The sequence below is a fragment of the Pseudomonas sp. R3.Fl genome, assembly GCF_023516765.1.
Taxonomy (GTDB): Bacteria; Pseudomonadota; Gammaproteobacteria; order Pseudomonadales; family Pseudomonadaceae; genus Pseudomonas; species Pseudomonas citronellolis.
Window position 1 is genome coordinate 7,376,198 of the sequence record NZ_JAMGSO010000001.1, and the last position, 25,649, is coordinate 7,401,846.

A 25,649-nucleotide genomic window follows, 5' to 3' on the forward strand; every position below is an offset into this window, starting at 1 on the left:
GCCCGCGCAAGGCGAGGCGAGGAACGGCAGGCAAGGCAAAAGGGGGCGGCTGCTAGAAGCCGCTGACTCGTCGGTGCCCCGGCTCGTCCAGGTGCATGCCGAAGGCCAGCTGGAAGAACTCGGCGAGCTGTTCGTCGAGCACCTCGCCGTCCAGCGAGTCCAGTTGCGCGCCCAGGCGGCGCATGCGCTGGCCATGGGTGGCGTACTGCTCGTGGACCAGGCCCTGGAGTTCGGTATCGGCGACGATGCGGTAGAAGCTCGGCTGCTGGCTGCTGCCCAGGCGGGCGAACAGGCACAGTTGCAGGTGATCGTCTTCGTCCATCAGCAACTCGACCTGGCAATCCAGGCCGCGGTCGCGGGCGAAGCGGCTGGCTTCCTCGAAGGCGGGCAGGGCCTTCTGCAGGACGTGGGTCTCGAAGGTGAAGAGGAAATCTTCCTCCGCGGGCCCCGAGGCCCTGGGTGCAGAGTCGTACATGCCGGCGGCTCCTGTGCGGGGGATAAGGAAACACGCAAACGGACCACGCAATCCCGGCGCCACACCTCGACCGCGCCGGACGACAACGCCCATGACACTTGTCTGGCGCCAATCTGTCAATGAGTTCCCCGGCATATGCGCGGCGCTGCAAATAGCCATGGGTTCGAAGCAGGCCCGCTCAAGGCGCCGGCGCGCCGGCCAGGGCGGGGAAATCCTCCGGGGTGAGGGTTTCCCGCTCCAGCAGCAGTTGCGCGCCGGCCTCCAGGTCGCTGCGGCGTTGCTCCAGCAGGGCCCCGGCGCGGCGGAAGGCCTCGTCGATCAGCTCGCGCACGCACAGGTCCACCTCGCGGGCGGTCTGCTCCGAGTAGTCCTTTTCGCGCAGCCCCGCCAGGTGGCCGTTGTCGCCCGCGAGATAAGGTGCGCTCTGCCGCTCCAGCACGGCCTGGCCGAGTTGCTCGCTCATGCCGAAGCGCGTCACCAGCTGGCGGGCGATGTCGGTGGCCTTGGCCAGGTCGTCGGCGGCGCCGGTGGAAATCTCGTCGAACACCAGGGCCTCGGCGGCGCGCCCGGCCAGCAGCACCACCATGCGGTCCTTGAGTTCCTGGCGGCCGATCAGGAAGCGGTCCTCGGTGGGCCGCTGCAGGGTGAAGCCGAGGGCGCCGATGGCGTGGGGGACGATGGAGACCTTGTGCACCGGGTCCATGCGCGGCAACGAGGCCGCGGCCAGGGCGTGGCCCATCTCGTGGTAGGCCACCACCTTGCGCTCCTGCGGCAGCAGCAGCCGGCTGCGCCGCTCGGCGCCGGCGACGATGCGCTCAACAGCGACGGTGAAGTCGGCCATGCCCACCGCCTCGGCGCCGCGCCGGGTGGCGCCGATGGCGGCCTCGTTGACCAGGTTGGCCAGGTCGGCGCCGGTGAAGCCGGTGGTGATGGCGGCGATCTGCCCGCAGTCCAGGTCGGCGGCGGCGCTGACGCGTTTCAGGTGCACCCGCAGGATGGCCTCGCGGCCCCGGCGGTCCGGGCGGTCGATGAGGATCTGGCGGTCGAAGCGGCCGGCGCGCAGCAGGGCCGGGTCGAGCACTTCCGGGCGGTTGGTGGCGGCCAGCAGCACCACGCCTTCGCGCGGGTCGAAGCCGTCCAGCTCGGCGAGCAGCTGGTTGAGCGTCTGCTCCTTCTCGTCGTTGCCGCCGAAGGCGCCCAGCCCGCGCATCTTGCCCAGGGCGTCCAGCTCGTCGATGAAGATGATGCAGGGCGCGGCCTTGCGCGCCTGCTCGAAGAGGTCGCGCACCCGCGCAGCACCGACACCGACGAACAGCTCGACGAACTCCGAGCCGGAGATGGAGAAGAACGGCACCCCGGCCTGGCCGGCCACCGCCTTGGCCACCAGCGTCTTGCCGGTGCCGGGCGGGCCCACCAGCAGGATGCCCTTGGGAATCCGCGCGCCCAGGCGGCTGTAGGTGGGGCGGTCCTTGAGGAAGGACACCACCTCCTGCAGCTCGGCTTTGGCTTCGTCGATGCCGGCGACGTCATCGAAGGTCACCCCGGTGTCGCGTTCGACGAACACCCGCGCCTTCGACTTGCCGACGCTGACCATGCCGCCGAAGCCCTGCTTCTCGGCCAGCCCGCGGAAGAAGAACACCCACAGGCCGAAGAACAGCAGCACCGGCAGCAGCCAGCCCAGCAGCTTGGCCAGGCCGCTCTGGGTGACGCCGGAGAAGTCGACCTGGGCTTTCTCCAGCTCCGCCGCCAGCTGCGGCTCGACGCGGTTGGTGGTGAAGCGCGTGCGGCCCTGGATCGGCTCCTTGAGGGTGCCGCTGATGCGCTCCTGGTCGACGCGCAGGTCGCTGACCTTGCCGGCGTCCAGCAGGCGCTGGAATTCGCTGTAGGGAATCGGCGCCTCGGCCGAGTACTCGCCCAGCCAGTTCTGCACCAGCAGCATGGCCACGAAGGCCACGACGAAATAGCCGAGGTTCCATTGATGGTGCTTTTCCATGGCCATGCTCGCTCCCGTGCCGGCAGGGGGATGGATGCACGCCGGGCTCCGGCGTTGGTGCCATTGAGGCACGAACCGCGGCGCGGGAACTTGGCCGGGATCAAACAAAGGCGGAGGCGGCGTGTGCGAAGGATAGCCGCCGCCGGGGTCATTGGCCGGTGAGCTCGGCGAGCAGCTCGTCGCGCAACCGGTGCAGGCGTGGCGCGTTGCGTTCGCGCGGGTGCGGCAGCTCGACGCGAACCTCATGGCGGATGCGCCCGGGGCGGGCGTCCATGACGATCACCCGGTCGCCCAGGTAGAGCGCTTCCTCGACGTCGTGGGTGACCATGATCACGCTGCTGCGCTGTTGCAGCCAGATGCGTTGCAGCTCGCGCTGCAGGTTCACCCGGGTGAGGGCGTCGAGGGCGCCGAAGGGCTCGTCGAGCAACAGCAGCTTGGGCCGGGTGATCAGCGCCCGGGCGATGGCCGCGCGCTGCGCCATGCCGCCGGAAAGCTGGTGCGGATAGGCCTGCTCGAAGCCCTGCAGGCCGACCAGGGCCAGGTGCTCGGCGACGCGCTCGACCTTCTCGCGCTTGCCCAGGCGCTGGTTCTTCAGGGCCAGGGCGACGTTCTGCTCGACGGTCTTCCAGGGGAACAGGCGGTGGTCCTGGAACACCAGGCCGCGGTCCAGGCTGGTGCCGCGCACGGTCTCGCCGTCCAGGCGTATCAGCCCTTCGTAGTCCTGCTCCAGGCCAACGATCAGGCGCAGCAGCGAGGACTTGCCGCAGCCGCTGGCGCCGACGATGCAGACGAACTCGCCGGGCAGCACCTGCAGGTCGATGCCGCTGAGCACCTGCAGCGGCTTGCCATCGATCCGGTAGTGCTTGTTCAGCCCACGGATCTCCAGGGCGCCGGGCTGGCCGAGCGCGTAGGCGGGGGAGGGATTGAGCAGTGCGGTCATGCGGTCACCTATCGACGGAGGGCGCGCCAGCGCAGCAGGTGGCGGGCGAGGCGGGAAAACAGCTGGTTCATGGCGTAGCCGAGCAGGCCGATGCAGAGCACGCCGATCACGATGATCTCCATGCGCGAGCCGGTCTCGGCGTTCATCATCAGGTTGCCCAGGCCCATGCCGGTGGAAAGGAACAGCTCGCTGCCCACCGAGCTGACCCAGGCGAAGGCCAGGGCGTGCAGCACGCCGTTGCACAGGCTGGGCAGGGCGCCGGGCAGCAGCACCTGGGTGAACTGCTGCAGGGGCGACAGCGCGTATAGCCGGCCGACTTCGCGGTAGCGCTTCTCGACGTGGCTGAAGCCTTCATGGGCATTGAGCGCCATGGGGTAGAAGGCGGCCAGGGAGACGATCAGCACCTTGGTCGCCTCGCCGCTGCCGAACCACAGCGCCAGCAGCGGGATCAGGCCGAGGATGGGCACCTGGCGCAGGCCGTGGAACAGCGGCGCGAGCAGGCGCCCAGCGCTGCGCGAAAGGGCCATGGCGGCGCCCAGGACGAAGCCCGCCGCCACTCCGAACAGCAGGCCCAGGCAGGTGCGCTGCAGGCTGGCCGCCACGCTCAGCCACAGTTCGCCGCTGGCCAGCAGTTCCGCCAGGCCTTCGCCGATGCGCCGCAGCGGCACGAAGGCGTAGGCGTGGCTGGCGTCCTGGCGCGAGGCGGCTTCCCAGGCGGCGATCAGCAGCAGCGGCAGGACCAGCCCACGGCCGCGGCGCAACAGTGAAACGAGGCTCTTCATAGCGGTTTCCAGCGCAGCACGCGCCGCTCCAGCAGGCGGAAGCCATAGTCCAGGACGAAGCCGATGACGCCGGTCACCAGCACGCCGACCATCACCACGTCGATGCGCAGCATCTGCCGGCTCATCTCGATCATCTGCCCCAGGCCGCTGTCGGCGGCCAGCAGCTCGGCCGCCACCAGCACCATCCAGGCGCGGCTCAGGCCGATGCGCAGGCCGGTGAGGATCGGCGGCGCGGCGGCCGGGAAGGCCACCTCGGCGAGCAGCGTCGGCAGCGGCAGGCGGTAGACCTGGGCGACCTCGAAGTAGCTGCGCGGGATGCCGCGCACGCCCTCGCAGGTGGCCAGGGCCACGGGGAAGAAGGTGGCCTTGGTGACGATGAGGATCTTGAAGGTCTCCTCGACGCCGAAGAACAGGATGAACATCGGGATCAGGGCGATGGAAGGCACCTGGCGCAGGGTGTGGAACAGCGGCCCGCAGTAGGCTTCGACGTTGGGCGACAGGGCCATGGCGGTGCCGAACGCCAGGCCGCCGCCGGCGCCGATCAGGAAGCCCAGGGCCAGGCGCGACAGGCTGCTGTCCAGGTGTTCGCGCAGCTCGCCGCTGCTGGCCAGTTCGACGAAGGCCTGCCAGACCTCGCGCGGCGGCACCAGCAACTGGCTGGGGAAGCGTCCGCTGTCGGCCAGCAGCACCCAGGCGGCCAGCAGCGCCAGGGGCGAGACCAGCACGGTCAGGTGGTGCAGGGGGATTCTACGCATCGCTTCAGCCCTCCACGGCCATGGCTGCAGCGCCGCGCCGCAGGTGGCGCAGCCAGCAGAGCAGGGCGGCCAGCAGCACCAGCGGAATCCAGGCCAGGAACAGGTTGGCCAGGCCGATCCAGTGGCTGATGGCGCCACCGAGCAGAGCGCCGGAGCAACTGCCGAGCATGCCGGCGAGATTGAACAGGCCGGAGAGCTTGCTCTTGTCCAGGGCCGACTCGCCCAGCTGCGCCATGTTCACCAGGTGCACCAGCGCCGTGGCCAGGCTCAGCAGCACGGCGCCCAGGGCCAGCCAGGCATAGCCCTGGCCGCGGCCGAGCAGCAGCAGGCCGGCCACTCCCAGGGCCAGGCCGGCGAGGCGGGCCGGGCGCCGCCCGCCGCGCTCCACCAGGCGGCCCAGGCCGAACAGGCCGAGCACCGCGGCCAGGCCCTGGATCATCACCAGGCTCACCGCGCGCTCCTGGCTGAGCTGGGCCACCTCCATGGCCAGGACGATGATGAAGGTGCCGAACAACGCCCCGGTGGCGCCGGACAGCAGCTCCACCAGGCAGCTCTCGGCGACCTCCGGGTGGCCGAGCAGGGTCCGCGCCTGGGCCAGGATGCCGCCGTCCAGTTCGGCGGCCGCCTCGGCCGGGCCTTCGCCTTCCCAGAAGCCGAGGCTGTACAGCGCCATCAGGCCGAAGCACAGGCCGATCACCACGAAGCCCAGGGTGAAGCCGCCGCCGCTGAGCCAGTTGCCCAGCAGCGGGCCGAGCAGGCCCATGCCCAGGGTCAGGGCGCCGCGGTACCAGCCGGCCTTGTCGTTGCCGATGTGCCGTAGCTGGCGGAGGAAGGCGCTGTTCATGGCGACGATGCGGAAGGGGATGCACAGGCCTATCAGCAGGCGCGCCGCGGCCAGCCACAGCCAGGTGCCGAACAGCGGGATGGCCAGGTTCAGCAGCAGTGGCCCGAGGCTGGCCAGGAAGTACACCCGGCGCGCGCCGTAGCGGGCGATGACGAAGCCCGCCGGCAGCGTCAGCAGGACCATGCCCAGCGACTCCATGGCCGAGATCACCCCCAGTTGCATGGGGCTTGCGCCTATGTGCAGGGCGTAGAGGGTGGTGACGATCTTCGCCATGCCGATGGTGGCGCCGCTGAAGGCCGCCAGCAGCATGAAGCCGGCGAGGAAGGCCGGCGGCCTAGATGGCGACATTGACCTTCTCCAGCAATTGCTCCAGCGGCCCCGGCTCGATCCATTGGCGCACGTCGAAGCGGCGCGGGATGAAGTCCCAGCGCTCGAGGAAGTCGGTGAGGTCCTGCAGGGCTCCGACGGAGCGCTCGGCCAGGTTGGTCTGCAGGCGCAGGTGGGCGTCCTCGCCGTAGGCGGCGGCCACCCAGTACTCACTGGTGTTCAGCTCGCGGGCGAGGAAGCGGCGGGTCTCCTCGGGGTGGGCCCAGGCCCATTGCTCGGCGCGCAGCACGGTTTCGAGGATCAGCACGGCGGCGTCGAAGTGTTCGTCCAGCAGGTGCTGGTCGACGGTCAGGGTGCGTGGCGTGCCGATGTTGGCGCGGATCAGCGGGTCGGGGTGCGAGCCGACATCCACCACCACGCGCAGGCCGAACTCGTCGGCCAGGTGCAGGCCATGGGCGCCCTTGAGGAAGATGGCGTCGATGTCGCCGCGCAGCAGGCCGATCAGCTCGTTGTTGCGCCGCCGCACGCGGTTGCCGCCGAGGCTGACCTGGGCGCCGTGCACGTGGCGCACCGGGTCGTCGCTGTAGGTGCCGCCGTAGGGGTAGTCCACCAGTTCGACGTCGGCGACCTGCAGGCCTTCCAGCCTGAGGGCGTTCTCCAGGCCACGGATGGCCTGGGCGCGGGTGAAGTCGATCTGCACGTTGGCCCACTTGGGCACGCCGAAGCGGCGGTTGCGCAGGTCGCGGATATCGCGCACCGGGCTGTCGGCGGTGGTGACGATCAACTGCACCTCGTCGCTCCAGGACAGGCCCAGCACGCGGGTGTCGCGGCCGCTGGCGCGGGCCCAGATGGCCGGGATGTTGCCGCCATGGCGCACCGAGTTGCGCAGGTGATGGTCGAAGTGCGCCTCGCGCACCTCGCGGTCGGAGGATTCGCGCAGGGCCTGGATGCGCGTGCCCCAGGGGCGGAAGGCCTGGGCCAGGCGACCGGATTCGACGGCGATGCCGAGCCCCGTGGGTACCGGACTGTGGGTGTACCAGAGGGTATCGAGAGGAGTGTTCATCAGGGAGCCTTTCCTGGTGGGCGGTCGGCCCCGGCAGCGGCCGGGGCCGGGCGGCGCTCAGCCGGCGCGCTTGGCGACGGCGCTGCGCAGGGCCTCCAGCGGGCGCGGATCGATCCAGTCGCGCACGGCGAAGCCCTGGGGGATGAAGTTCCAGCGCCGGAGGAAGTCGGTGAAGTCCTGCAGGGCGGCGATGGAGCGCTCGTCGAGGTTGGTGCGCAGGCGCTGGTGGGCGTCCTCGCCGTAGGCCTGGGCTACCCAGTACTCGCTGCTGTTGGACTCGCGGGCGAGGTAGCGGCGGGTGTCCTCGGGATGGGCCTGGGCCCATTCCTCGGCGCGCAGCACCGAGCCGAGGATGCCCACGGCGGTGTCGAAGTGCGTGTCGAGCAGGTGCTGGTCCACGCTCAGGGTGCGCGGCGTGCCGTTGTTCGAGCGGATCAGCGGCTCCGGGTGGGAGCCGGTGTCGATCACCGTGTGCAGGCCGAACTGCTGGGCCAGTTGCACGGCGTGGGCGCCCTTGAGGAAGATGGCGTCCACCTCGCCGCGCAGCAGGCCGGTGAGTTCCGGGTTCTGCCCGCCGCGGCGGCGTCCGCCGAAGGCGCCGAGGCCCGCGATGCTGTGCGGCGTCTCGTCGCTGAAGGTGCCGCCCTGGCGGAAGTCCACCCGTTCCACGTCCTGCACTTCCAGGCCTTCGAGCTTGAGCGCGTTCTCCAGGCCGCGGATGGCCTGGGCGCGGGTGAAGTCGATCTGCGCGCCGGCCCAGTCGGGCAGGCCGAAGCGCCGGCCCTTGAGGTCCTTGACGTTGCGGATGCCGCTGTCGGGCAGGCTGAGGATCAGTTGCACCTCGTCGGCCCACGACAGGCCGATCACCCGCGTCTCGCGGCCGCTGGCGCGGGCCCAGATGGCCGGGATGCTGCCGCCGTGGCGTACCGAGTTCTGCAGGCTGTGGTCGAAGTGCGATTCGCGCACGGCCTGGTTGTCCGACTCTCGCAGCGACTGGATGCGCGTCCCCTGGTCGCCCAGGGCCTGTTCCAGCCAGCCTTTCTGTACCGCGATGCCGAGGCCGGTGGGTACCGGGCAGCGGGTGTACCAGAGGGTGTCGAGCGGTTGACTCATGATGCGGTTCCTTGCGGGGTCAGGCGCTGGCCTTCAGCGCGGTGGGTTGGTCGGCGCGGGCGTCGTGCCGTTGGTGAACCAGCGGCAGCACTTCCTGGCCGATGCGCAGGGCCTCTTCCAGGTGCGGGTTGCCGGCCAGGATGAAGGTGGAGAAGCCGGCGTCGCGGTACTCGGCCAGGCGCTCGGCGACGTTCTGGTGGCTGCCCACCAGGCCGATGGTCGGCCCCGGCTTGGCCTTGCCGAAGCCGGCCCAGAGGTTGGGGCCGAGGATCAGGTCGTCGAAGCGCTCGACGTTCTGGTGATAGGCACTCTGGCGCGCCGCGCCCACCGAGTCGGAGCCGCTGGCGAAGTGCTTGATGGCGGCGCTGGTGCGGGCGTCGATGCGCTCGTATTGCTTGCGCAGCTCGCTCCAGGCGGCCTCTTCGGTCTCGCGGGCGAACAGGTCGATGCGCAGGCCGAAGCGCACCTGCCGGCCCTGCTTGTCGGCCAGCTCGCGGACGCGCTCGATGTGCGGCTTGAGCTTGTCGACCGGCTCGGCCCAGTTCAGGTACACGTCGGCGTGGCGCGCGGCCACGTCCAGGGCGGCGTCGGAGAAACCGGAGAAGTAGATGCCCGGCTTGCGTTCGTGCTTCAGGCCCGGGGGCAGCGAGCCGTTCTCCAGTTGGTAGATCTCGCCCTGGTAGCTGAACTGCTCGTGGCTCCACAGGCCGTCGATGATGTCGAGGAACTCGCCGGTGCGCTGGTAGCGCTTGTCGTGTTCCAGGAAGTCGCCATTGGCGCGCTGGCTGGCCGGGTTGCCGCCGGTGATGATGTTCCACTCCAGGCGGCCGCGGCTGAGGTTCTGCAGGATGGCGGCCTGCTGCGCGGCATAGGCCGGCAACGTCCAGGTGGCCTGGAAGGCGACCAGGAACTTGATCCGGCGGGTTTCCCGGGCCAGGGCCGCGGCGGCGATCCAGGGCTCCGGCCCGGTGGGCAGCAGCGCCCCCTCGAAGCCGGCGATCTCGGCGGCCTTGGCCACCTGGGCGATGTAGTCGATGTAGGTGAAGCCGTCCGGCTCGCCGTTGGGCAGGCGCCCGGGGGCGATGTTGCCCGGGCGGTGGACGGGGGCGCCGCGGTTGTTCTTGTCGGTGGCGAGGTAGGGGCCGTCGCTCCCCAGGGGGAGGCGCCAGAAGAATTCGGTGCTCATGCTTGTGCTCCAGTGGCTGCGTGGAAGGTGGCCTCAGCGCCATGCGCTCGGGGTTGCCGGTACTGGAGCAAGGCCTGTGCCGAAAGCCTGGAGGCCCCGTGGTGCAAGGCTTTCGGCGATATCCCAGGTGTCCTGGCGGCTGCGATTGCTGATCCAGCAACACTCCGCCAGCAATCGTTGCTGAGGCCGCAGCAGGTTGCCTCGCGCCGGCTGCCTTCGTTTGATGTCTGGTTCGTAAACTATTGATTCGTAATGGGTATCCAGGCTGGCACAAGTCCTGCTGGAGCGCTTGCAGCCCGACTTTCCGAGGCTCGATGCTCACCACAGAGGAATTGCACCATGACCAACCGACTCACCCCAGCGCTGCTCGCCCAGCTGGACCAGGCCCGGCGCGATTTCGCCAAGGCCTTCCGGGTGCTCCGCGACACCCGCACCCTGACCGCGACCAACACCTACCAGGCCTACATCCGCGTGCCCGACAGCGACCTGGTGATCGCCCTGCACGCCCCCAGCCCCTGGGCCGACGACCAGGGCATCCGCGCCGTGGTCGCCAGCTACGCCGGCGAGGTGGTGCTGGACGAAACCGCCGAGGGCGCCTCGCCGCTGAGCGGGCGCAAGGCCGGCGGCAACGGCCAGCGCTACGCCGGCATCTTCCAGAAACGCGCGGAGGTGAACGTGGTGATCCACGTGCACACCCCCTACCTGGGTGGCTGGGCCAGTGCCCACCGGGTGCTGCCGATCCGCTACGCGGCGTCCCAGCGCGTGACCCTGGCCCGCGAGCTGCCGATCTACATCGACCGCCGCCAGCCCGAGCACGCCTTCATCGTCGAGCGCATCGAACAGAACCCGCACACCTCGGCGATCCTCGAGGCCAACGGCGGCGCGACCTTCTGGGGCGCGGACCTGCTGCAGGTGTCGAAGCTGATCCTGCTGATCGAGGAGGGTGCCTACTTCCAGGGCCTGGCCGAGCAGTTCGGCGGCTCCAAGGAGTTCGGCCCCGGGGTGCTGGAACAGCAGTGGAAGATGACCGGGCTGTGGGCGGAGGGGCAGAAGTTGCTGGAAGCGGTGGCCTGAGCTTAGGCCCGTTCGGCAAAAAGCCCTCGAACGAGGGCTTTCTTGTACTTGTACGGTCTGGAAGCGATACGCGGCTTGCGACCGGATCAACCGGCGCGTTTGCTCGCCGCCCGTTCGAAGACGCTCTCTGCCCATTGGTTGAGGCTCTTGCCTTCGGCCTGTGCGGCGAGGCTGGCGGCGGCGTGAACCTCGGGGCGGATACGCAGCATGACCTTTCCCGAGGCCGGCTTCTCCGGCGTCACGCCCCGTTCGGCACAGTCGGCCAGGTAGTCCTCGACGGCTGCGTGAAAGGCCGTGTGCAACTCGGCCACGCTGTCGGCATGGAAGCTGATGATGTCACGGACACCGAGCAGGCGGCCGACGAAGATGTCGTCGCGGTCGTCGAATTCGACACGTGCCGTGTAGCCTTTGTAGGTCATGCAATTCATGGCTCAACTCCGGCCCGGCGAAGAAATTCGCGGGCCTCTTCGACTTGGTACTTCTTCGCCTCCTTGCCCGGGTGGGGACGATGGCATCGCCAGATGCAGCCACCCAGGGCCAGCCTCACCCTCGAACCTTCGCGCTCCTGAACTTCACCCCCGAGGTGGAGGACCAGCGCTTCGATGTCGGCGAAGGCCAGCGACGCACTCGTGGGCGTGCGAAAGAGGGCTTCCAGTGTCTTGGCGTGACGGCTCTTCATTCGGCGAATGCTATCGTTGAATGATAGCAGTTCATGCCAGCGAAGTCGTGGAGCACCGTAGGAAGCGGCCGGGTGCGTAGGCGAACAAGCGCTTGCGGTTTGCCCTGGCGTCGATGGTCCAGATTGGCGCGGAGGTGCTCACTGGGATGGAGGTGTGTGGGTTCGATACCGCCCCTCTCCCTAACCCTCGGCTGCGCGCCCCGCCCTGAAGGGAGAGGGGACCGTTCGGAGCGTGCTGGTATTTCTGAGTTAGTCGGCAATCATGGGCTATCCGGCGAATGCCACGCTTCACGTCGGCACGGACAAGCTCCCTCTCCCTTCAGGGAGAGGGCTGGGGAGAGGGGCGGAGGTAACCTCATGCACCATGTGCGTCCGGGAAACACCCTTCACAAACTAGTCACGGCCGCCCGGCCACACTCGCCGAATCATCCTTCCAGTAACCCTGCAACTTCAGCTCTTCCAACCCGCGCTCCACGAACTTCGGCTCCAGCAGCTCCTCCACCTTCACCTCGTTACGGATCAGCCGGGCCTTGAGGCTGTAGGCGATGGCGTCGGCGTAGTGCTGGCGCAAGGACTGGTCGTACAGCGGGCTGAAGTGCTGCGCCCAGGGCTCGCCCTCGGCCTCGCGCTGCAGCACGCTCAGCGGCTGGCCGGATTGCGCCTGGTAGCCCTGGTAGGTGTCCTTGTTGGCTTCCTGGGCGGTCCAGTGGGCGGCCTGCAGGTAGGCGTTCACCACCAACTGCGTCAGCTCCGGCTGCTGGGCGACGAAGTCGCGGGCGCCCCAGAGTTCGGCGCGCATCTTCCAGTCGGCCGGCACCTGCTTGCTGGACCAGATGATGCGGCCCACCTGTTTGTCTTCCAGCAGGTAGGCGTCGCTGAGGGTGAAGAAGGCATCGACGCGGCCGGCGCTGAGGGCGGCGGCGCCGGCCTGGGGGTTGAGGTTGAAGATGCGGAAGTCGTCGAAGCCCAGGTGGTTGGCCTCCAGCAGCTTGGCGAAGGACAGTTCCCAGGGGCGGCCGCGGTGCAGCGCGATGCGCTTGCCCTTGAGGTCGGCGATGGATTTCGCCGGCGAGCCCGGCGGCACCACCAGGTAGACGTTGTTGCCGCTGCCGCCGGGGACGATCAACCGGGTGGCGACGCCGGAGGCGTTGGCGATGATCGAGGGCAGGTCGCCGTAGAAGGCGAAGTCGATGCGCTGGTTGGCGAATTCCTCGTTGACGAAGGTGCCCACCGAGGCGGTGGCCGCCGGTACCCACTCCAGCTTGATGCCGCGCCTGGCCAGTTCCTGCTCGAGCCACTTGTCGCGGTCCATGACGTAGGCCGGGCCGTTGAAGGTGACCTTGCCGGCGTTGGCATAGGCGACGGTGGCGATACGGATGCTCTGCGGCGCCTCGGCGGCCGGAGCCTGGCTGGCCAGGAGGGCGGCGGGGACCAGCAGCAGGCGCCGCAGCAGCCGGGATAGGGAAGGGACGTGCATGGTGCTCTCCTCGAAGGGGCCCGCGGCCGGCGCCGCGGGCGGGCAGGTCAGAAGTCGGTGGTGACGGAGACGCCGAAGGTGCGCGGGTCGCCGAACATCACCCCGGCGCTCTGGAAGCCGCCCGGCAGGGTGTGGTTGCGGTATTCCTTGTCGGTCAGGTTGTTGACGTAGGCGGTGACCCGCGTGGTCTCGCCGGGCAGCTCGTAGGTGACCCGCGCATTGCCGAGGGTGTAGCCGCCGCTGCGCATGTTCTGGCTCTGGTCGTTGGAGAAGAAGTACTGGCGGCTGCGGGTGTTCCAGTCGGTGCCGAGGATCAGCGCGCCGCCGACGTTCAGCGGGATGCGGTAGTCGGCGCCGATCACCGCCGAGACGTTGGGCGCGCGGACGAACTTGTTGCCCGAGTAGTCGCTGCTGCCGGAGGTGTAGTCGGTGAACTCGGTGTGCAGCAGGCCGAGGGCGAAGTTCAGGTGCAGGTTCTGCAGCGGGATGGCCTCCAGCTCGAACTCGGCGCCGTAGGCCTCGCCCTGGGCGCCGTTGGCCAGGCGCGAGACGGTCTGGTTGTTCACCGCGCTGACGATGTTCAGCTGGATGTCCTCGTAGTCGTAGTAGAAGAGCGCGGCGTTGGCGTTGAGGCGGCCGTCCAGCCATTCCGACTTCAGGCCCAGCTCGTAGGCGGTCAGGTATTCCGGGTCCACCGTGGCCACCGTGGCCTGGCTGGTGGCGCCGGTGTTGTAGCCGCCTGAGCGGAAGCCATAGGCATAGCGGAAGTACACCCGGGCGTTGTCGGAGAGGCGGTATTCGGGCGTCAGGTCGTAGGTCCAGTCGCTCCAGGTGTTGCGCTCGTCCTGCACGGCGTTGACCACCAGCGGCGTGGTCACGCTGCCCGGCTTCCACCAGTCGCCGCCGGCGAAGCTGGCCTGGCCCTGGTTCTGCAGGCGGTGCAGGTCGATGTCCTTGGTCTCGCGGGTCCAGCGCAGGCCGGCGGTGACGCTGAAGTCGTCGGTGAAGCGGAAGGTGCTGCTGCCGAACAGCGCGTAGCTCTCGGTGCCCTGGCTGTAGATGAGGTTGTTGTAGTAGCGCTGGACGTACGGGTTATCCAGCGCCGCGCTGGCGTTGCGCGAGTCCAGGTCCTCGTTGAAGTAGTGGAAGCCCAGCACCCAGTTCAGGCGGTCCTCGCGCGGCGAGGCCAGGCGGAACTCCTGCGACCATTGCTGGCTGTCGGCGTAGGCGTAGCTGCGCTGCAGCTCCAGCGGGGTGTTGTCGGAGTCGCTGAAGCCGTCGCGGCTGAAGTGCTCGAAGGCGCTGACGGAGGTCAGCGTCAGGTCGCCCAACTGCCAGTTCAGGTTGAGGTTGCTGCCCACCTGGTCGATCTGCACCAGGTACTTGGCGTTGTAGTTGACCTTGCCCTGCTCGGGGTCGATGCGGTAGCCGAACTGGTTGCTGCCGTCCGGGCGCAGGCCGTAGTTCACCGTGCTGTAGCCGGCGGTGTCGTGGTAGCTGCGGGCGTGCAGGTTGAGGTTGGCCTCCAGTTCGTCGTTGATCCGCGCCAGGAACTGCAGGCGCGCGGCGTCGTCCTCCAGGCCGCCGCGGTCGTGGTTGTCGGCGATGTTCTCGCTGTAGCCCTCGCGGGCCTGGTGGCGGAAGGACAGGCGCGCGGCCAGGCGGTCGTCCACCAGGGCGTCGCTGATCGCGCCTTCCACCACGCGGTCGTCATAGTTGCCGGCGGCCACCTTGAAGTAGCCGGACTTGTCGAAGGTGGGCTTGCGCGAGATGAAGTTGATCGCCCCGGCGGTGGTGTTCTTGCCCCACAGGGTGCCCTGCGGGCCGCGCAGCACCTCGACGCGCTCCTGGTCGAACAGCGGGAAGCCGGTGGCGCTGATGTTGGCGATGTACACGTCGTCGACGTAGATGCCCACCGGGCTCACGGTATTGGCGCCCTGGTCGCCGGTGCCCAGGCCGCGGATCCACCAGCGCGGCCGGCCATGGCCCTCGGTGGTGCCGGCGGAGGCGTTGGGGATGTAGCGGGTGACCTCGTTGGCCGATTGCAGCGAGTCGTCGCGGACCTTGTCGCCGCTGAGCACGGAGATCGAGGACGGGACTTCCTGGGCGGTTTCCTCGCGCTTCTGCGCGGTGACCACCACCTTGGCCAGGGTGGAGCCGCCTTCGTCGGAAGCCTGTTCGGCATTGCCGGAGGCGGCGGTTTCATCGGCCAGCGCCGTCAGTGCTGGCAGGCCCCCCAGGACCAGGGCGACGGCGGTGGAAAGTGCGGTGCGTTTGAACATGTTGCTCCCCAATGGCATTCAGTGCGGACGTCGTGCAGCGGCGTCGCGCTGCGTTGTCGTAGTGACGGTGCGTGCGTCCGTTGGCTGGCGCGCATGGCATCCGCTGCGTCCCGAACGACGGGGCGCGATCTGGGGTAGGGCAACAACCGTACCGGTTTACTGAAAATCTATATAAATAATTGATTTAAAAGGCCTTATTTGAATAAGGCGGCGCCGCCGAGGCGCCCTGGCGAGTCTGCGCTGGCAGCAGGCGTTGCTGCTGCTGTGCTGCTGGAGCAGCAAATCGCAAAGTGGAATATTGAAATGACTATTTATGATTTTTTGGTAATAAGAATTTTCAGGCACTATCCGGCCACTGCCTGCCAAAGGACCTGCCGCCATGTCGCTGCTCACCCATCCCCACGCCCGCGAACTGAGCAAATCGGTCCGGGCCACCGTGCTGGTCTTCGAGGACCCGCGTTCGCGCGAGTTGCTCAGCCGCATCGAACGCCTGGCCCCCAGCGAGGCCAATGCCCTGATCATCGGCGAGACCGGTACCGGCAAGGAGCTGGTGGCCAGGCACATCCACCAGCTCAGCCGGCGCGGCAAGGCGCCCTTCGTCGCGGTGAACTGCGGCGCCTTCCCGGAAACCCTGGTGGAAAGCGAACTGTTCGGTCATGAGAAGGGCGCCTTCACTGGCGCGACCAGCAGCAAGGCCGGCTGGTTCGAGGCGGCCAACGGCGGCACCCTGTTCCTCGACGAGATCGGCGACCTGCCGCTGAACATGCAGGTCAAGCTGCTGCGCGTGCTGCAGGAGCGCGAAGTGGTGCGCCTGGGCTCGCGCAACCCCATTCCCATCGACGTGCGCCTGGTGGCGGCGACCAACGTCAACCTGGCCGATGCCGTGGTGGCCGGGCATTTCCGCGAGGACCTGTTCTACCGCCTGCACGTCGCCACCATCCGCCTGCCGCCATTGCGCGAGCGCCCCGGGGACATCCTGCCGCTGGCCGAATTCTTCCTCGAGGAGCACTGCCAGCGCCTGGGCTACCAGCGCGCCGGCCTGAGCCCGGAAGCCGAACGCAAGCTGCTGGGCCACAACTGGCCGGGCAACATCCGCGAACTGGAAAACGCCATCCACCATGCCTTGCTGGTATGCCGCAACCAGCAGGTGCAGCCGGGCGACCTCTACCTGGCCGACCTGCGCACCACGCCGGCCCGCGCCGAGCTTCCGGCGCCGGCCGCCACGCCTGGGGAGGCGAGCCTGGATGCGGCGTTGCTGGCGCTCTACGAACGCAACCTGCCGGAGCTGTACGAACACATCGAGGAAACCGTGTTCCGCACCGCCTACCACTACTGCCACGGCAACCAGTTGCAGACCGCCCGCCTGCTGGGCATCAGCCGCAACATCGTGCGCGCGCGGCTGGAGAAGATCGGCGAGATCGAGCCCTCCAGCCGGACGCTGGCGGCGCAGCGGGGCTAGTCGCCGCGTTGCAGCTGGAAGCGGCAGACCTGGCCGCCGCGCAGCATGCACTCGCGGTGCTCGACGACGGCGCCGCCGAGGCGGCCGAGCAGAGCCAGGTCGAGTTCGCAGACTTCCGGGTGGCGGCTGGCCAGGTGGTGGAACACGCAGTTGTGCGCGACTATCTCCGGTTCGCCGCCGCTGCGGGCGATCAGTTGCGCCTCGTAGCCGGCGGCGTTCATGTGCTCGACGATGCGTGCCTCGTCCACCGGGGCGTGCTCCAGTTCCGCGGCCATGCGTTCGCCCAGCTTGCGCATCAGCGCTACCAGGGCGTCGTGGCCGATGAGTTGCGCCACTTCGCCGATCAGCAGGTCGGCCAGCAGTTGGTACTGCCGCGGGAACAGCTCGCGGCCGCGCGGGCCCAGCTGGTAGAGCTGCTCCGGGCGGCGCCCGGTGGGGCGCAACGGACCGCGCAGGACCAGGGCGTCGCGCTCCAGCGCCGCCAGGTGCTGGCGCACGGCGGTGCGCGTCACCGCCAGTTGCTCGGCCAACTCGTCGATGCTCATGCCCTGCGCGCGGTAGAGCAGGGCGCTGAGCAGGTCCTGCTGGGTGCGGCCCAATCCCTGAAGCATGCGCCTACCTCGCTGCGAACTTGTCGGGGAACTGCTTGACCAGGGCGCTGGCCAGGGCGTCGGAGAGCATCAGGATGTGCCCGCGCATGGCTGCCCAGGTCCTGGCTTCGGCAGCGTAGTCGTGGGCGGCCAACTGGTCGATCTGGGCGATGTGCTGGGCGCCGTGGGTGCCGAGCATGGCCTGCAGGCCGTTCTCCGGCAGGTTGGGGTTGGCCCCGGCGAGGAAGTGGGCGATGGCTCCGGCGTTGCTCTGCAGGTCCTTGACCGCGGCCTTGCGGCCGTTGGCGTCCTTGGCCACGCTGGCGTCGCTGTAGTGCTTCACCGCGCCCCAGTGCCCGGCCAGCAGCTTCAGCAACTGGTCGGCGGCCGGCTGGCCGTACAGCGGGGCGATGCTGTTGGCGATGGCCGTGGCGTTGGCCACCACCTGTTCGCCGGCCACCTTGGCCTGGCGGCTGTCGCCGGCCTGGTTGGCCTGCGCGTAGTCGCGGATCCAGAAGATGTGTTCCAGCCACAGGTCGCGCAATGCCAGGCGCGTGTCCAGCGCCGAGGCCGCGGCGGGCGCGTCGGCGGCGTTGGCCTGGATGGGCAGGGCGGCGCTGGCGCAGAGTGCGGCGAGTCCGAGGAAAAGCAGTGTCCTGACGTTCATGGCGGTAGCCTCTTGCAGGTCGATAACACTACAAGGGCAATTTCAGCATATTTAAATGCCGTTATTGTTTTTGCCGACCGGAGGTCATCCGGCGCGTTCCGCGTACCTGCGCCGGTCGAACAGCCACACCGCCAGCAGCGCGGCCAGGGCGAAGCCCGCGCCGACCAGGGCCAGGCCGTGCCAGCCGGCATGCCCGGCGGCCACCGCGCCCAGGGCCGAGCCGGCCGCGCCGCCGGCGAAGTAGCTGACCATGAAGGCGGTGTTCAGGCGGCTGACTGCGTCCGGCGCCAGGGCCAGCACGCGGGCCTGGTTGGCCAACTGGTTGGCGCGGTTGCCGATGTCCAGCAGCGTGGCGGCGAGCAGCAGCGGCAGCCACAGGCCCAGGGGACCGGCCAGGTAGAGGCCGGCGAAGGTCGCCAGCAGTGCGCCGGCGCCCAGGTAGCTCAGGCGCATGCCGTGCTGCTGGGTGAGGCGGCCCAGGTAGGAGGCGGCGAGGATGCCGGCGATGGCCGAGAGCCCGAACAGCCCGGCCTGGGCGCTGGAGTAGCCGTAGGGCGGCTGCGCCAGCAGCGCCGCCATGGAGCCCCAGAACACGTTGAGGGCGGCGAAGGTCAGGGCGCCGGCCAGCGACGACCAGCGCAGCGCCGGGTGCTCGCGCAGCAGGTCGAGGATCGAACGCAGCAGGGCCGGGTAGGGCTGGTCGCTGGTGGGCCGGGTGAGCGGCATGCGCAGCAGGATGGCGGCGAACAGCAGGGCATTCAGCAGCGCCGCCAGCAGGAACATGCCGCGCCAGCCCAGCCAGTGGCTGACGCCGCCGCTGAGCGTCCTGGCCAGCAGGCCGCCGGCCGACAGCCCGCTGACCATCAACCCCAGCGCCCAGCCGCGTTGTTCGCTGGCGGCCAGCGAAGTGGCCGCGGGGATGATCACCTGCGCGCTCACCGCCGACAGGCCGACCAGCGCGCTGGCCGCCAGCAGCAGGGCGAAGCTCGGCGCCAGGGCCGCGGCCAGCAGGCTCAGGGCGTTGCCCACCAGCAGCGCGAGGATCAGCCGGCGGCGCACCAGGCGGTCGCCCAGGGGCACGAACAGCAGCAGCCCGGCGGCATAGCCGACCTGGGTGAGCATGGCCACCTGGCCGACCTGGGCGGTGCCGAGGGCGAAGCTGTCGCCGATGAGCGAGAGCATGGCCTGGTTGTAGTAGATGGTGGCGACCGAGAAGGCGCAGCAGAGGGCCAGGGTGAAGGCGGTGGCGCGGGAGAGTCCGGGCGGGGTTGCCTGCATCGGGGGCTCCAGGGTGGCCCGAAGAGTGGCTAGCCGGGCGCCAGGCTCAGGGGCTTGGCCGGCCGCTGCTGTTCCGACAGCGCCATGTCCAGCGCCTGGCGCAGCTCCAGCGCCAGTTTCGCCACGGCGCGCAGGCTGTCCCAGTCGTGGCGGGGGATCTGCGGGATGGTCAGTTCCACGTCGCAGCTGTTGGGCGCGAGCAGTTGCACGGTCATCGAGCCGTCCGCTTCGAGGGTGCACTGGCAGCGGTAGGGCGTGAAGCTGTCTTCGAGAATGCGTTTGGCCTGCAAATAGGTTTGCATCGGGTGGCTCCCGAGTTATCGACTTGATTGAAGCGGGTCCGCAGGGTACGGCGAAGCTGGGATCGGTCGTCCGATCACGCCGAAAAGCCGACGTCAGGAAATGAACAGTAGCCTGCTAGCGAGTTGCCGTTATAACGATTTCTTATCTGCAACCAGCGAACGCTCCTTTCGGCAACCGCCTCGCCGCCCGGCAGCGCCATGGCGGCAGGGGCAGGGCGGCTATAGTGACGGGGCCGCCAGTTGATGGAGACGTCGATGGCCAATGATCAGTCGAGCCTGGAGGAGTACGCCCGCCGCCGCGATTTCGGCGGCACGCCGGAGCCTCGCGGGCAAGCCCCGTCCCGCAGGGGCCGGGCGCTGGACTTCGTCATCCAGAAGCATGCCGCCAGTCACCTGCACTACGACTTCCGCCTGGAGCTGGATGGAGTGCTGAAGAGCTGGGCGGTGCCCAAGGGGCCGTGCCTGGACCCGTCGGTGAAGCGCCTGGCCATCGAGGTGGAGGACCACCCGCTGGAGTACGCCGGCTTCGAGGGGCACATCCCCGAGGGGCACTACGGCGCCGGCGACGTCATCGTCTGGGACCGCGGCCGCTGGGTGCCGCTGGGCGACCCGCGCCAGGGCCTGGAGAGCGGCCACCTGAAGTTCCGTCTGGAGGGGAGCAAGCTGCACGGCAGCTGGAGCCTGATCCGCACCCGCATGGCCGGGCGCAAGCCGCAGTGGTTCCTGGTCAAGGGCCGCGACGACGAGGCCCGCGATTTTCCCCGCCACGACATCCTCGCCGAGCAGCCGCAAAGCGTGCTCAGTGGGCGAACGCTGCCCGGCGAACAGGGCCGCCCGGGAGGCCCGAGGTGAAGAAGCCGGCGACGGACCCGGAGGAACGCGGCGAGCGGGTCGCCGGTATCGTCATCACCCACCCGGAGCGGGTGATCGACGCCGCCAGCGGCCTGCGCAAGCTGGACCTTGCGCGTTACTACGAGCGGGCCGCCGAACGCATCCTGCCCTGGCTCGACGACCGCCCGGTGTCGCTGCTGCGCGCCCCGGACGGCGTCGGTGGCGAGGTGTTCTTCCAGCGCCATGCCCCGCACACCGAGATGGCCGGCGTGGAGCAGCTCGACCCCGGGCTGGACCCCGGCCACGCGCCGCTGCTGCGCATCGCCAGCGCCCGGGCCCTGGCCGGCGCCGCGCAGATGGGGGTGGTGGAGCTGCACACCTGGAATGCGCGGGTGGACGACCTGGAGCACCCCGACCGCTTCGTCCTCGATCTGGACCCCGACCCCAGCCTGCCCTGGGCGCGGATGATCGAGGCCACCCGGCGAATCCTCGCGCTGCTGGAGGAACTGGAGCTGGCCAGCTTCCTCAAGACCAGCGGCGGCAAGGGCATGCACATCCTGGTGCCGCTGGAGCGCCGCCATGGCTGGGAGGAGGTCAGGGATTTCACCCACGCCATCACCCGGCACATGGCGCAACGGATGCCGGAGCGCTTCAGCGCCGTATCCGGGCCGAAGAACCGCGTCGGCAGGATCTTCGTCGACTACCTGCGCAACAGCCGCGGCGCCAGCACCGTGTGCGCCTGGTCGGTGCGCGCCCGCGAGGGCCTGCCGGTGTCGGTGCCGGTGGCGCCGGAGGAATTGGAGAGGTTGCGGGGGGCCAATGCCTGGACCCTGCAGAATATCGACGAGCGCTTGGCCTTGCGTGGCGGGGACGATCCCTGGGCTACCTGGGGCGATGTCCGCCAGCGCCTGACGCAGCGGATGTGGCGGCAGTTGGGGGAGGAGTGATCCAGTCCCATGACGTTTTCGTCGAGTATTGGTGCATCGGCCAGCGGCGTATAACCGCGAACGGTTATACGCCCTACGTTCCGGGGTGGTCCGTATTGCCCTGTAGGAGCGCGCATGGCTTCTCGTAGGAGCGAGCTTGCTCGCGAATGAGCCCCGCAGCGGAGTCTGTTCGCGAGCAAGCTCGCTCCTACGAAGAGCCCCCCCGGCGCGGCCTGCAAGACAGTTGTTCCTGCATTGTTTTCTCGGTTCCATCGCGAACAGCGCTTGCGCTGGCCCGAAGGGGAATAACCCAATAGACAGTTGCTTATAAGCGCATCCGGATATCGCAGCGGCAGGTATGTTCCAGGACTCCAGATAAAGCGCGGAGAGCCGCGGGCGAATATACGATATCGCTGTATCGAATTACCGGGCCCGGAATGATCGTTGAAAACGAGGTGAACTCCGTGGAGGCCTGCCTTATGGTTCGAAAGACCTTTGCGGATGTATGGCTTCAGGACTTCGGGCGTTTGGATTCGCAGAAATTGTCCGGTATATTCATCGGTTGGAAAAACTTTTGCTGAAGGAGTTTCCCATGTCCAAGCTGGCAGAGTTTCGCGCTGTCGAGAAAGCGCTCGCAGAACAGATGGCCCACCTGGAGTCGCTGAAGAACGATGTCAATCTGCAGAAGGAAATCGAGTTCGAGCAGAAACTGAATGAACTCATGCAGGCATACGGCAAGTCCCTGGGCGACGTGACCGCCATCCTCGACCCCCGGGCCCATGGCGAAGCGCCTGCGCGCGCGGGGCGGGGCGTGCGCGCCAAGCGGCGCGCGCGGGCGGTCAAGGTCTACCGCAACCCGCACAGTGGCGAGGTCGTTGAAACCAAGGGCGGCAACCATAAAGTTCTGAAGGCCTGGAAGGCGGAATATGGCAGCGATGTCGTGGACGCCTGGCTGCAGAAGAAGTAACCACTTTACGCAGAGTTAGCCAAAGCGCCGCGCTCGATCACCGATTCAGTGCCCGCCACTGAGTTTCCGCGCGTTCTTATTCCAGAATTTCGGCGGTATTTCTCCGCTGCGCCATTAGTGTGCACGCAGGGAACTGCCGTCCGTCCGTATGGCTCAAGTATTTCAATTGGCTGACGATTCATTGCGGTAGAAAATTTTTGCCAGGGGTTGTGTCTTGCAGATTAGTCAGGAAAGTCTGGTTCGCCATCTTCGTCATCAGTTCAATGCACTTCTGGGCGTATCACTGTTCTCCTGGGCGACGATGGCCGGGCTATTGATATTCATCTGGCTACATGGCCAGGCCCTGGGTGTGAAGTCATTCGCCTGTTTCGTTCTGGGAGCCTGCCTGAGTTCGGTGCAACTGTTCTTTCTGGTACTGGTCGCGGTGCGCATGCACCGCACCATGAAAACCCGTTCGAAACTCTTGTCGAGCCTTGAATACGAGTCCGGCCACGATGTGCTGACCGGCGTGCTCAACCGCCGTGGTTTCGACCTGTCGCTGCGCCAGGCGATGTCGGCGGCGGGGCACCAGAAGAAGTCGCTGACCCTGCTCTACCTCGACCTGGATGGCTTCAAGCAGGTCAACGACCTGCATAGCCACGCCATGGGCGACCGCCTGCTGCAGGTGGTGGCGAACAAGTGGAGCAGGACCATACGCGGCGGCGACCTGCTGGCGCGGCTGGGCGGGGATGAGTTCGCGCTGATCACCGGCGCCACCGGCGCGGAGGTCGAAGCGCTCTGCGAACGCTTGCTGGGGGTGGCGAAAGCCAGCCTGCTGGAAGAGTTCCCGGCCCTGCAGATCGGCGTCAGCATCGGTGTCGCCGAGTTTCCCCGCGACGGCCGGCAGGCCGACGAACTGGTCCTGGCCGCGGATTCGGCCATGCTGGTCGCCAAGGCCCTGGGCAAGTCCTGCTTCCAGTGGGCGCTGCCGTCCTCGGAGCGGGGCAGGGGCGTGGCGTCCCCGGTTGCCTAGATCGGCTGGCCGAAACCGGCAGGGGTCGCCTGCCGGTTCGCATTCCATCCCATGCCGCCACCCGTTGCTCAGTGGTGGTAGCCCTCGCCGACCTTGACCTTGCCGCGGAACACGTAATAGCTCCAGGACGTGTACATCAGGATGAAGGGCAGGATGAACAGCGCGCCGATCAGGGCGAACAGCTGGCTCTGCACCGGTGAGGCCGCCTGCCAGATGGAGACCGCCGGCGGGATGATGTTCGGCCAGACGCTGATGCCCAGCCCGCTGTAGCCCAGGAAGATGACCAGCAGCGTGAGCATGAAGGGTGTCACCGTGGCCCGGTGGGCGAGGGTGATCAGGGTGGCGAAGAAGCTGAACAGCAGCAGCGCCGGGACCGGCAGGAAGTAGACCAGGTTCGGCAGGCTGAACCAGCGCTGGGCGATCTGCGGGTGCGACAGGGGCGTCCAGATGCTGATGATCGCGATGGCGAACAGCAGTATCCAGATGAAGTAGGAGGAATAGCGGTACATCTCCGCCTGCAGCTGCCCTTCGGTCTTCATGATCAGCCAGGTGCTGCCCAGCTGCGCGTAGGCCACCAGCAGGGCGAAGCCGCAGAAGATCGGGAAGGGGCTCAGCCAGTCGAGGCTGCCGCCGGCATAGGCGTTGTTGGCCACCGGGATGCCGTCGATGAAGGCGCCCAGCGCCACGCCCTGGGCGAAGGTCGCCACGATGGAGCCGCCGATGAAGGCCTTGTCCCACCAGTGGCGGTTCCTGTCGCTGGCCTTGAAGCGGAACTCGAAGGCCACGCCGCGGAAGATCAGCCCCAGCAGCATGAGCACCAGGGGCAGGTAGAGCGCGCTGAGCAATACCGAATAGGCCAGGGGAAAGGCGCCGAACAATCCCGCGCCGCCCAATACCAGCCATGTTTCGTTACCGTCCCATACGGGGGCGACGGTATTCATCATGACGTCGCGTTCTTCCTTGTTCTTTATTGCAAGGAAAAGAATGCCGATGCCCAGGTCGAAGCCATCCATGATGACGTACATCATGATGCCGAAGATGATGATCAATGCCCAGATGAGTGTGAGATCGACGCCCATGTTATTCGCTCCTCAAGTTTGCAGTGCTTGCGCTTAACGGTCGTCGGATGCCGACAATGGACGTGCGGGCGTACGCATCTGGCCTGCACCGCCTTCGATGGGATGTTCCGCATCGTGGGGTTGCGGCCCCTTATGTACGAGTTTCAGCATATAGGCGATGCCGGTGCCGAAGAGTGCGAAGTAGACAAGAACGAAAAGTACCAGGCTGATGGTCATTTGCGCGGTGGTTTGCGCCGAGGCGGCATCGACGGTACGCATGTATCCGTAGACCACCCAGGGCTGCCGGCCCATTTCGGTAGTTACCCAGCCGGCCAGCAGGGCAATGAGTCCCGAAGGGCCCATGCAGAGCACGAACTTGAGGAAAAAGCGGGAATCGTAGAGTTTTCCGCGCCATCTCAGATATAGACTCCAGAGGCCGGTAAGTATCATCAGGAGTCCCATGGCTACCATTATCCGGAACGTCCAGAAGATAACCGTGGAGTTTGGCCTGTCTTCCGGCGGGAATGATTTGAGTGCGGGAATCTGGCGGTCGAGACTGTGGGTGAGAATAAGACTTCCCAGCAGGGGAACTTCTATGGCGAAGTGGGTTTTTTCCGCCTTCATGTCGGGCCAGCCGGCCAATATCAGCGGTGAAGGTTCGCCCGGAACATTCTCCCAGTGCCCTTCGATGGCCGCGATCTTCGCCGGCTGGTGTTCCAGCGTGTTGAGCCCATGGGCATCGCCGACCACGGCCTGGATGGGCGCGACCAGCAGCGCCATCCAGGCCGCCATGGAGAGCATGGTGCGCGCGGCCTCGTCGTTGCTCCGGCGCAGCAGGTGCCAGGCCCCGGAGGCCCCGACGAAGAAGGCGGTGGCGAGGAACGCGGCGATGGCCATGTGCGCGAGCCGGAAGGGGAACGACGGGTTGAAGATGACTGCCAGCCAGTCGACCGGCACCGCCCGGCCATCGACGATCTCGAAGCCTTGCGGCGTATGCATCCAACTGTTGGAAGACAATATCCAGAAGGTGGAAATCAATGTGCCCAGCACGACCATGGCGGTGGCGAAGAAGTGCAGGCCCCGGCCTACGCGCTCCCAGCCGAACAACATCACGCCGAGAAAGCCCGCCTCGAGAAAGAACGCGGTCAGAACTTCATAAGTCAACAAGGGTCCGGTAATACCGCCGGCAAAGTATGAAAAGCGGCTCCAGTTGGTGCCGAACTGATAGGCCATTACCAATCCGGAAACGACACCCATGCCGAAGTTGATGGCGAAAATCTTCACCCAAAAGCTGTAAAGATCCCGGTAGACATCTCTTCCGGTTCTAAGCCAAAGACCTTCGAGTACCGTCAGGAAACTGGCGAGACCAATGGTGATGGCCGGAAAGATTATATGGACGCCAACGGTGAAGGCAAACTGCAGACGAGCCAGATCAATTGCGGTCGAGCTGTATGTGTCCATGCTTTCTCTGCCTTGTGGAGTGGAGGGAAAGTTCGCCGGAGAGTGTCGGGCACAAAGCAAGCTAACTAAGTGACCGCTTGCGCCTGTGCAACTCTCGTTCTTTGCCTT

The 25,649-nt window shown here is 67.5% G+C and carries 23 protein-coding genes and 1 pseudogene; 5 read left to right on the forward strand and 19 right to left on the reverse strand.

Going from position 1 to position 25,649, the window contains the following annotated elements; genetic code table 11:
* Window positions 1-52: 52 nt before the first annotated feature.
* The 9 genes from M8R19_RS32500 to M8R19_RS32540 form a co-directional block, all read right to left on the reverse strand.
* Window positions 53-475: a hypothetical protein gene (locus tag M8R19_RS32500; RefSeq protein ID WP_074980852.1), complete on the reverse strand. Its 423-nt coding sequence runs from the start codon at window positions 473-475 to the stop codon at window positions 53-55.
* A 178-nt stretch (window positions 476-653) separates the two neighbouring features.
* Window positions 654-2,468, reverse strand: coding sequence for an ATP-dependent zinc metalloprotease FtsH (gene ftsH / locus M8R19_RS32505; RefSeq protein ID WP_074980929.1), 1,815 nt, complete (start codon window positions 2,466-2,468; stop codon window positions 654-656).
* A gap of 148 nt (window positions 2,469-2,616) precedes the next feature.
* Window positions 2,617-3,408, reverse strand: a complete 792-nt coding sequence (locus tag M8R19_RS32510) for an ABC transporter ATP-binding protein (RefSeq protein WP_249920062.1) — start codon at window positions 3,406-3,408, stop codon at window positions 2,617-2,619.
* An 8-nt stretch (window positions 3,409-3,416) separates the two neighbouring features.
* Window positions 3,417-4,190 (reverse strand): ABC transporter permease, encoded by a 774-nt coding sequence (locus tag M8R19_RS32515; protein WP_116424482.1) that lies wholly within the window; start codon window positions 4,188-4,190, stop codon window positions 3,417-3,419.
* Window positions 4,187-4,945, reverse strand: coding sequence for an ABC transporter permease (locus M8R19_RS32520; RefSeq protein ID WP_074980849.1), 759 nt, complete (start codon window positions 4,943-4,945; stop codon window positions 4,187-4,189). Before M8R19_RS32520 ends, M8R19_RS32515 begins: the two co-directional genes overlap by 4 nt.
* A 4-nt stretch (window positions 4,946-4,949) precedes the next feature.
* Entirely contained in the window at window positions 4,950-6,137 is a 1,188-nt protein-coding gene (locus M8R19_RS32525) for an MFS transporter (protein WP_249920063.1), read from the reverse strand.
* On the reverse strand, window positions 6,124-7,179 hold the full coding sequence (locus tag M8R19_RS32530) for an ABC transporter substrate-binding protein (RefSeq protein WP_116424485.1): 1,056 nt from the start codon (window positions 7,177-7,179) through the stop codon (window positions 6,124-6,126). Before M8R19_RS32530 ends, M8R19_RS32525 begins: the two co-directional genes overlap by 14 nt.
* Window positions 7,180-7,236: 57 nt before the next feature.
* Window positions 7,237-8,292, reverse strand: a complete 1,056-nt coding sequence (locus tag M8R19_RS32535) for an ABC transporter substrate-binding protein (protein WP_249920064.1) — start codon at window positions 8,290-8,292, stop codon at window positions 7,237-7,239.
* Window positions 8,293-8,311: 19 nt separating this feature from the next.
* Entirely contained in the window at window positions 8,312-9,478 is a 1,167-nt protein-coding gene (locus M8R19_RS32540; protein WP_249920065.1) for an LLM class flavin-dependent oxidoreductase, read from the reverse strand.
* 339 nt (window positions 9,479-9,817) lie between these two features.
* Between M8R19_RS32540 and M8R19_RS32545 the strand changes: the two genes are divergently transcribed.
* Window positions 9,818-10,552 (forward strand): class II aldolase/adducin family protein, encoded by a 735-nt coding sequence (locus M8R19_RS32545; protein WP_249920066.1) that lies wholly within the window; start codon window positions 9,818-9,820, stop codon window positions 10,550-10,552.
* A gap of 86 nt (window positions 10,553-10,638) precedes the next feature.
* Here M8R19_RS32545 and M8R19_RS32550 read toward each other — a convergent pair whose 3' ends face one another.
* The 4 genes from M8R19_RS32550 to M8R19_RS32565 form a co-directional block, all read right to left on the reverse strand.
* Complete coding sequence (locus M8R19_RS32550; protein ID WP_069864930.1) at window positions 10,639-10,980, reverse strand: type II toxin-antitoxin system HicB family antitoxin; 342 nt, start codon at window positions 10,978-10,980, stop codon at window positions 10,639-10,641.
* Entirely contained in the window at window positions 10,977-11,231 is a 255-nt protein-coding gene (locus tag M8R19_RS32555; RefSeq protein ID WP_249920067.1) for a type II toxin-antitoxin system HicA family toxin, read from the reverse strand. Before M8R19_RS32555 ends, M8R19_RS32550 begins: the two co-directional genes overlap by 4 nt.
* Window positions 11,232-11,628: 397 nt before the next feature.
* Window positions 11,629-12,708, reverse strand: coding sequence for an ABC transporter substrate-binding protein (locus M8R19_RS32560; protein WP_249920068.1), 1,080 nt, complete (start codon window positions 12,706-12,708; stop codon window positions 11,629-11,631).
* A gap of 47 nt (window positions 12,709-12,755) precedes the next feature.
* A complete protein-coding gene (locus tag M8R19_RS32565; protein ID WP_249920069.1) occupies window positions 12,756-14,990 on the reverse strand; it encodes a TonB-dependent receptor in 2,235 nt (744 codons plus the stop codon).
* A gap of 379 nt (window positions 14,991-15,369) precedes the next feature.
* On the opposite strand from M8R19_RS32565, the gene M8R19_RS32570 reads away from it, so the two are divergent.
* Window positions 15,370-16,449 carry a sigma-54 interaction domain-containing protein gene (locus tag M8R19_RS32570; RefSeq protein ID WP_116424492.1) on the forward strand — a complete coding sequence of 360 codons (1,080 nt, stop codon included), beginning with the start codon at window positions 15,370-15,372 and terminating at the stop codon, window positions 16,447-16,449.
* On the opposite strand, the gene M8R19_RS32575 is transcribed toward M8R19_RS32570, so the two are convergent.
* The 4 genes from M8R19_RS32575 to M8R19_RS32590 form a co-directional block, all read right to left on the reverse strand.
* A complete protein-coding gene (locus M8R19_RS32575; RefSeq protein WP_116424493.1) occupies window positions 16,446-17,060 on the reverse strand; it encodes a helix-turn-helix transcriptional regulator in 615 nt (204 codons plus the stop codon). The two genes, M8R19_RS32570 and M8R19_RS32575, sit on opposite strands and share 4 nt — an antisense overlap.
* A 4-nt stretch (window positions 17,061-17,064) precedes the next feature.
* Window positions 17,065-17,706 carry a hypothetical protein gene (locus M8R19_RS32580; RefSeq protein WP_249920070.1) on the reverse strand — a complete coding sequence of 214 codons (642 nt, stop codon included), beginning with the start codon at window positions 17,704-17,706 and terminating at the stop codon, window positions 17,065-17,067.
* 84 nt (window positions 17,707-17,790) lie between these two features.
* Complete coding sequence (locus tag M8R19_RS32585; protein WP_249920071.1) at window positions 17,791-18,984, reverse strand: MFS transporter; 1,194 nt, start codon at window positions 18,982-18,984, stop codon at window positions 17,791-17,793.
* Window positions 18,985-19,013: 29 nt separating this feature from the next.
* Window positions 19,014-19,286: a DUF1652 domain-containing protein gene (locus M8R19_RS32590; protein WP_009621889.1), complete on the reverse strand. Its 273-nt coding sequence runs from the start codon at window positions 19,284-19,286 to the stop codon at window positions 19,014-19,016.
* Window positions 19,287-19,541: 255 nt separating this feature from the next.
* Between M8R19_RS32590 and ligD the strand changes: the two are divergent.
* The 3 genes and pseudogenes from ligD (at window position 19,542) to M8R19_RS32605 (ending at window position 23,022) form a co-directional block, all read left to right on the forward strand.
* Window positions 19,542-21,064 (forward strand): annotated as a pseudogene (ligD, locus tag M8R19_RS32595) (non-homologous end-joining DNA ligase).
* Between the two features lie 571 nt (window positions 21,065-21,635).
* The gene (locus M8R19_RS32600; RefSeq protein WP_249920072.1) at window positions 21,636-22,010 is read left to right on the forward strand and encodes a histone-like nucleoid-structuring protein, MvaT/MvaU family; all 375 of its coding nucleotides are present in this window, start codon (window positions 21,636-21,638) and stop codon (window positions 22,008-22,010) included.
* Window positions 22,011-22,404: 394 nt separating this feature from the next.
* Window positions 22,405-23,022 carry a GGDEF domain-containing protein gene (locus tag M8R19_RS32605; RefSeq protein ID WP_249920073.1) on the forward strand — a complete coding sequence of 206 codons (618 nt, stop codon included), beginning with the start codon at window positions 22,405-22,407 and terminating at the stop codon, window positions 23,020-23,022.
* A 68-nt stretch (window positions 23,023-23,090) separates the two neighbouring features.
* Here M8R19_RS32605 and cydB read toward each other — a convergent pair whose 3' ends face one another.
* Together cydB and M8R19_RS32615 are read right to left on the reverse strand one after the other, a co-directional pair.
* On the reverse strand, window positions 23,091-24,101 hold the full coding sequence (gene cydB, locus M8R19_RS32610) for a cytochrome d ubiquinol oxidase subunit II (RefSeq protein ID WP_074980834.1): 1,011 nt from the start codon (window positions 24,099-24,101) through the stop codon (window positions 23,091-23,093).
* 33 nt (window positions 24,102-24,134) lie between these two features.
* On the reverse strand, window positions 24,135-25,541 hold the full coding sequence (locus M8R19_RS32615) for a cytochrome ubiquinol oxidase subunit I (RefSeq protein WP_249920074.1): 1,407 nt from the start codon (window positions 25,539-25,541) through the stop codon (window positions 24,135-24,137).
* Window positions 25,542-25,649: the final 108 nt, after the last annotated feature.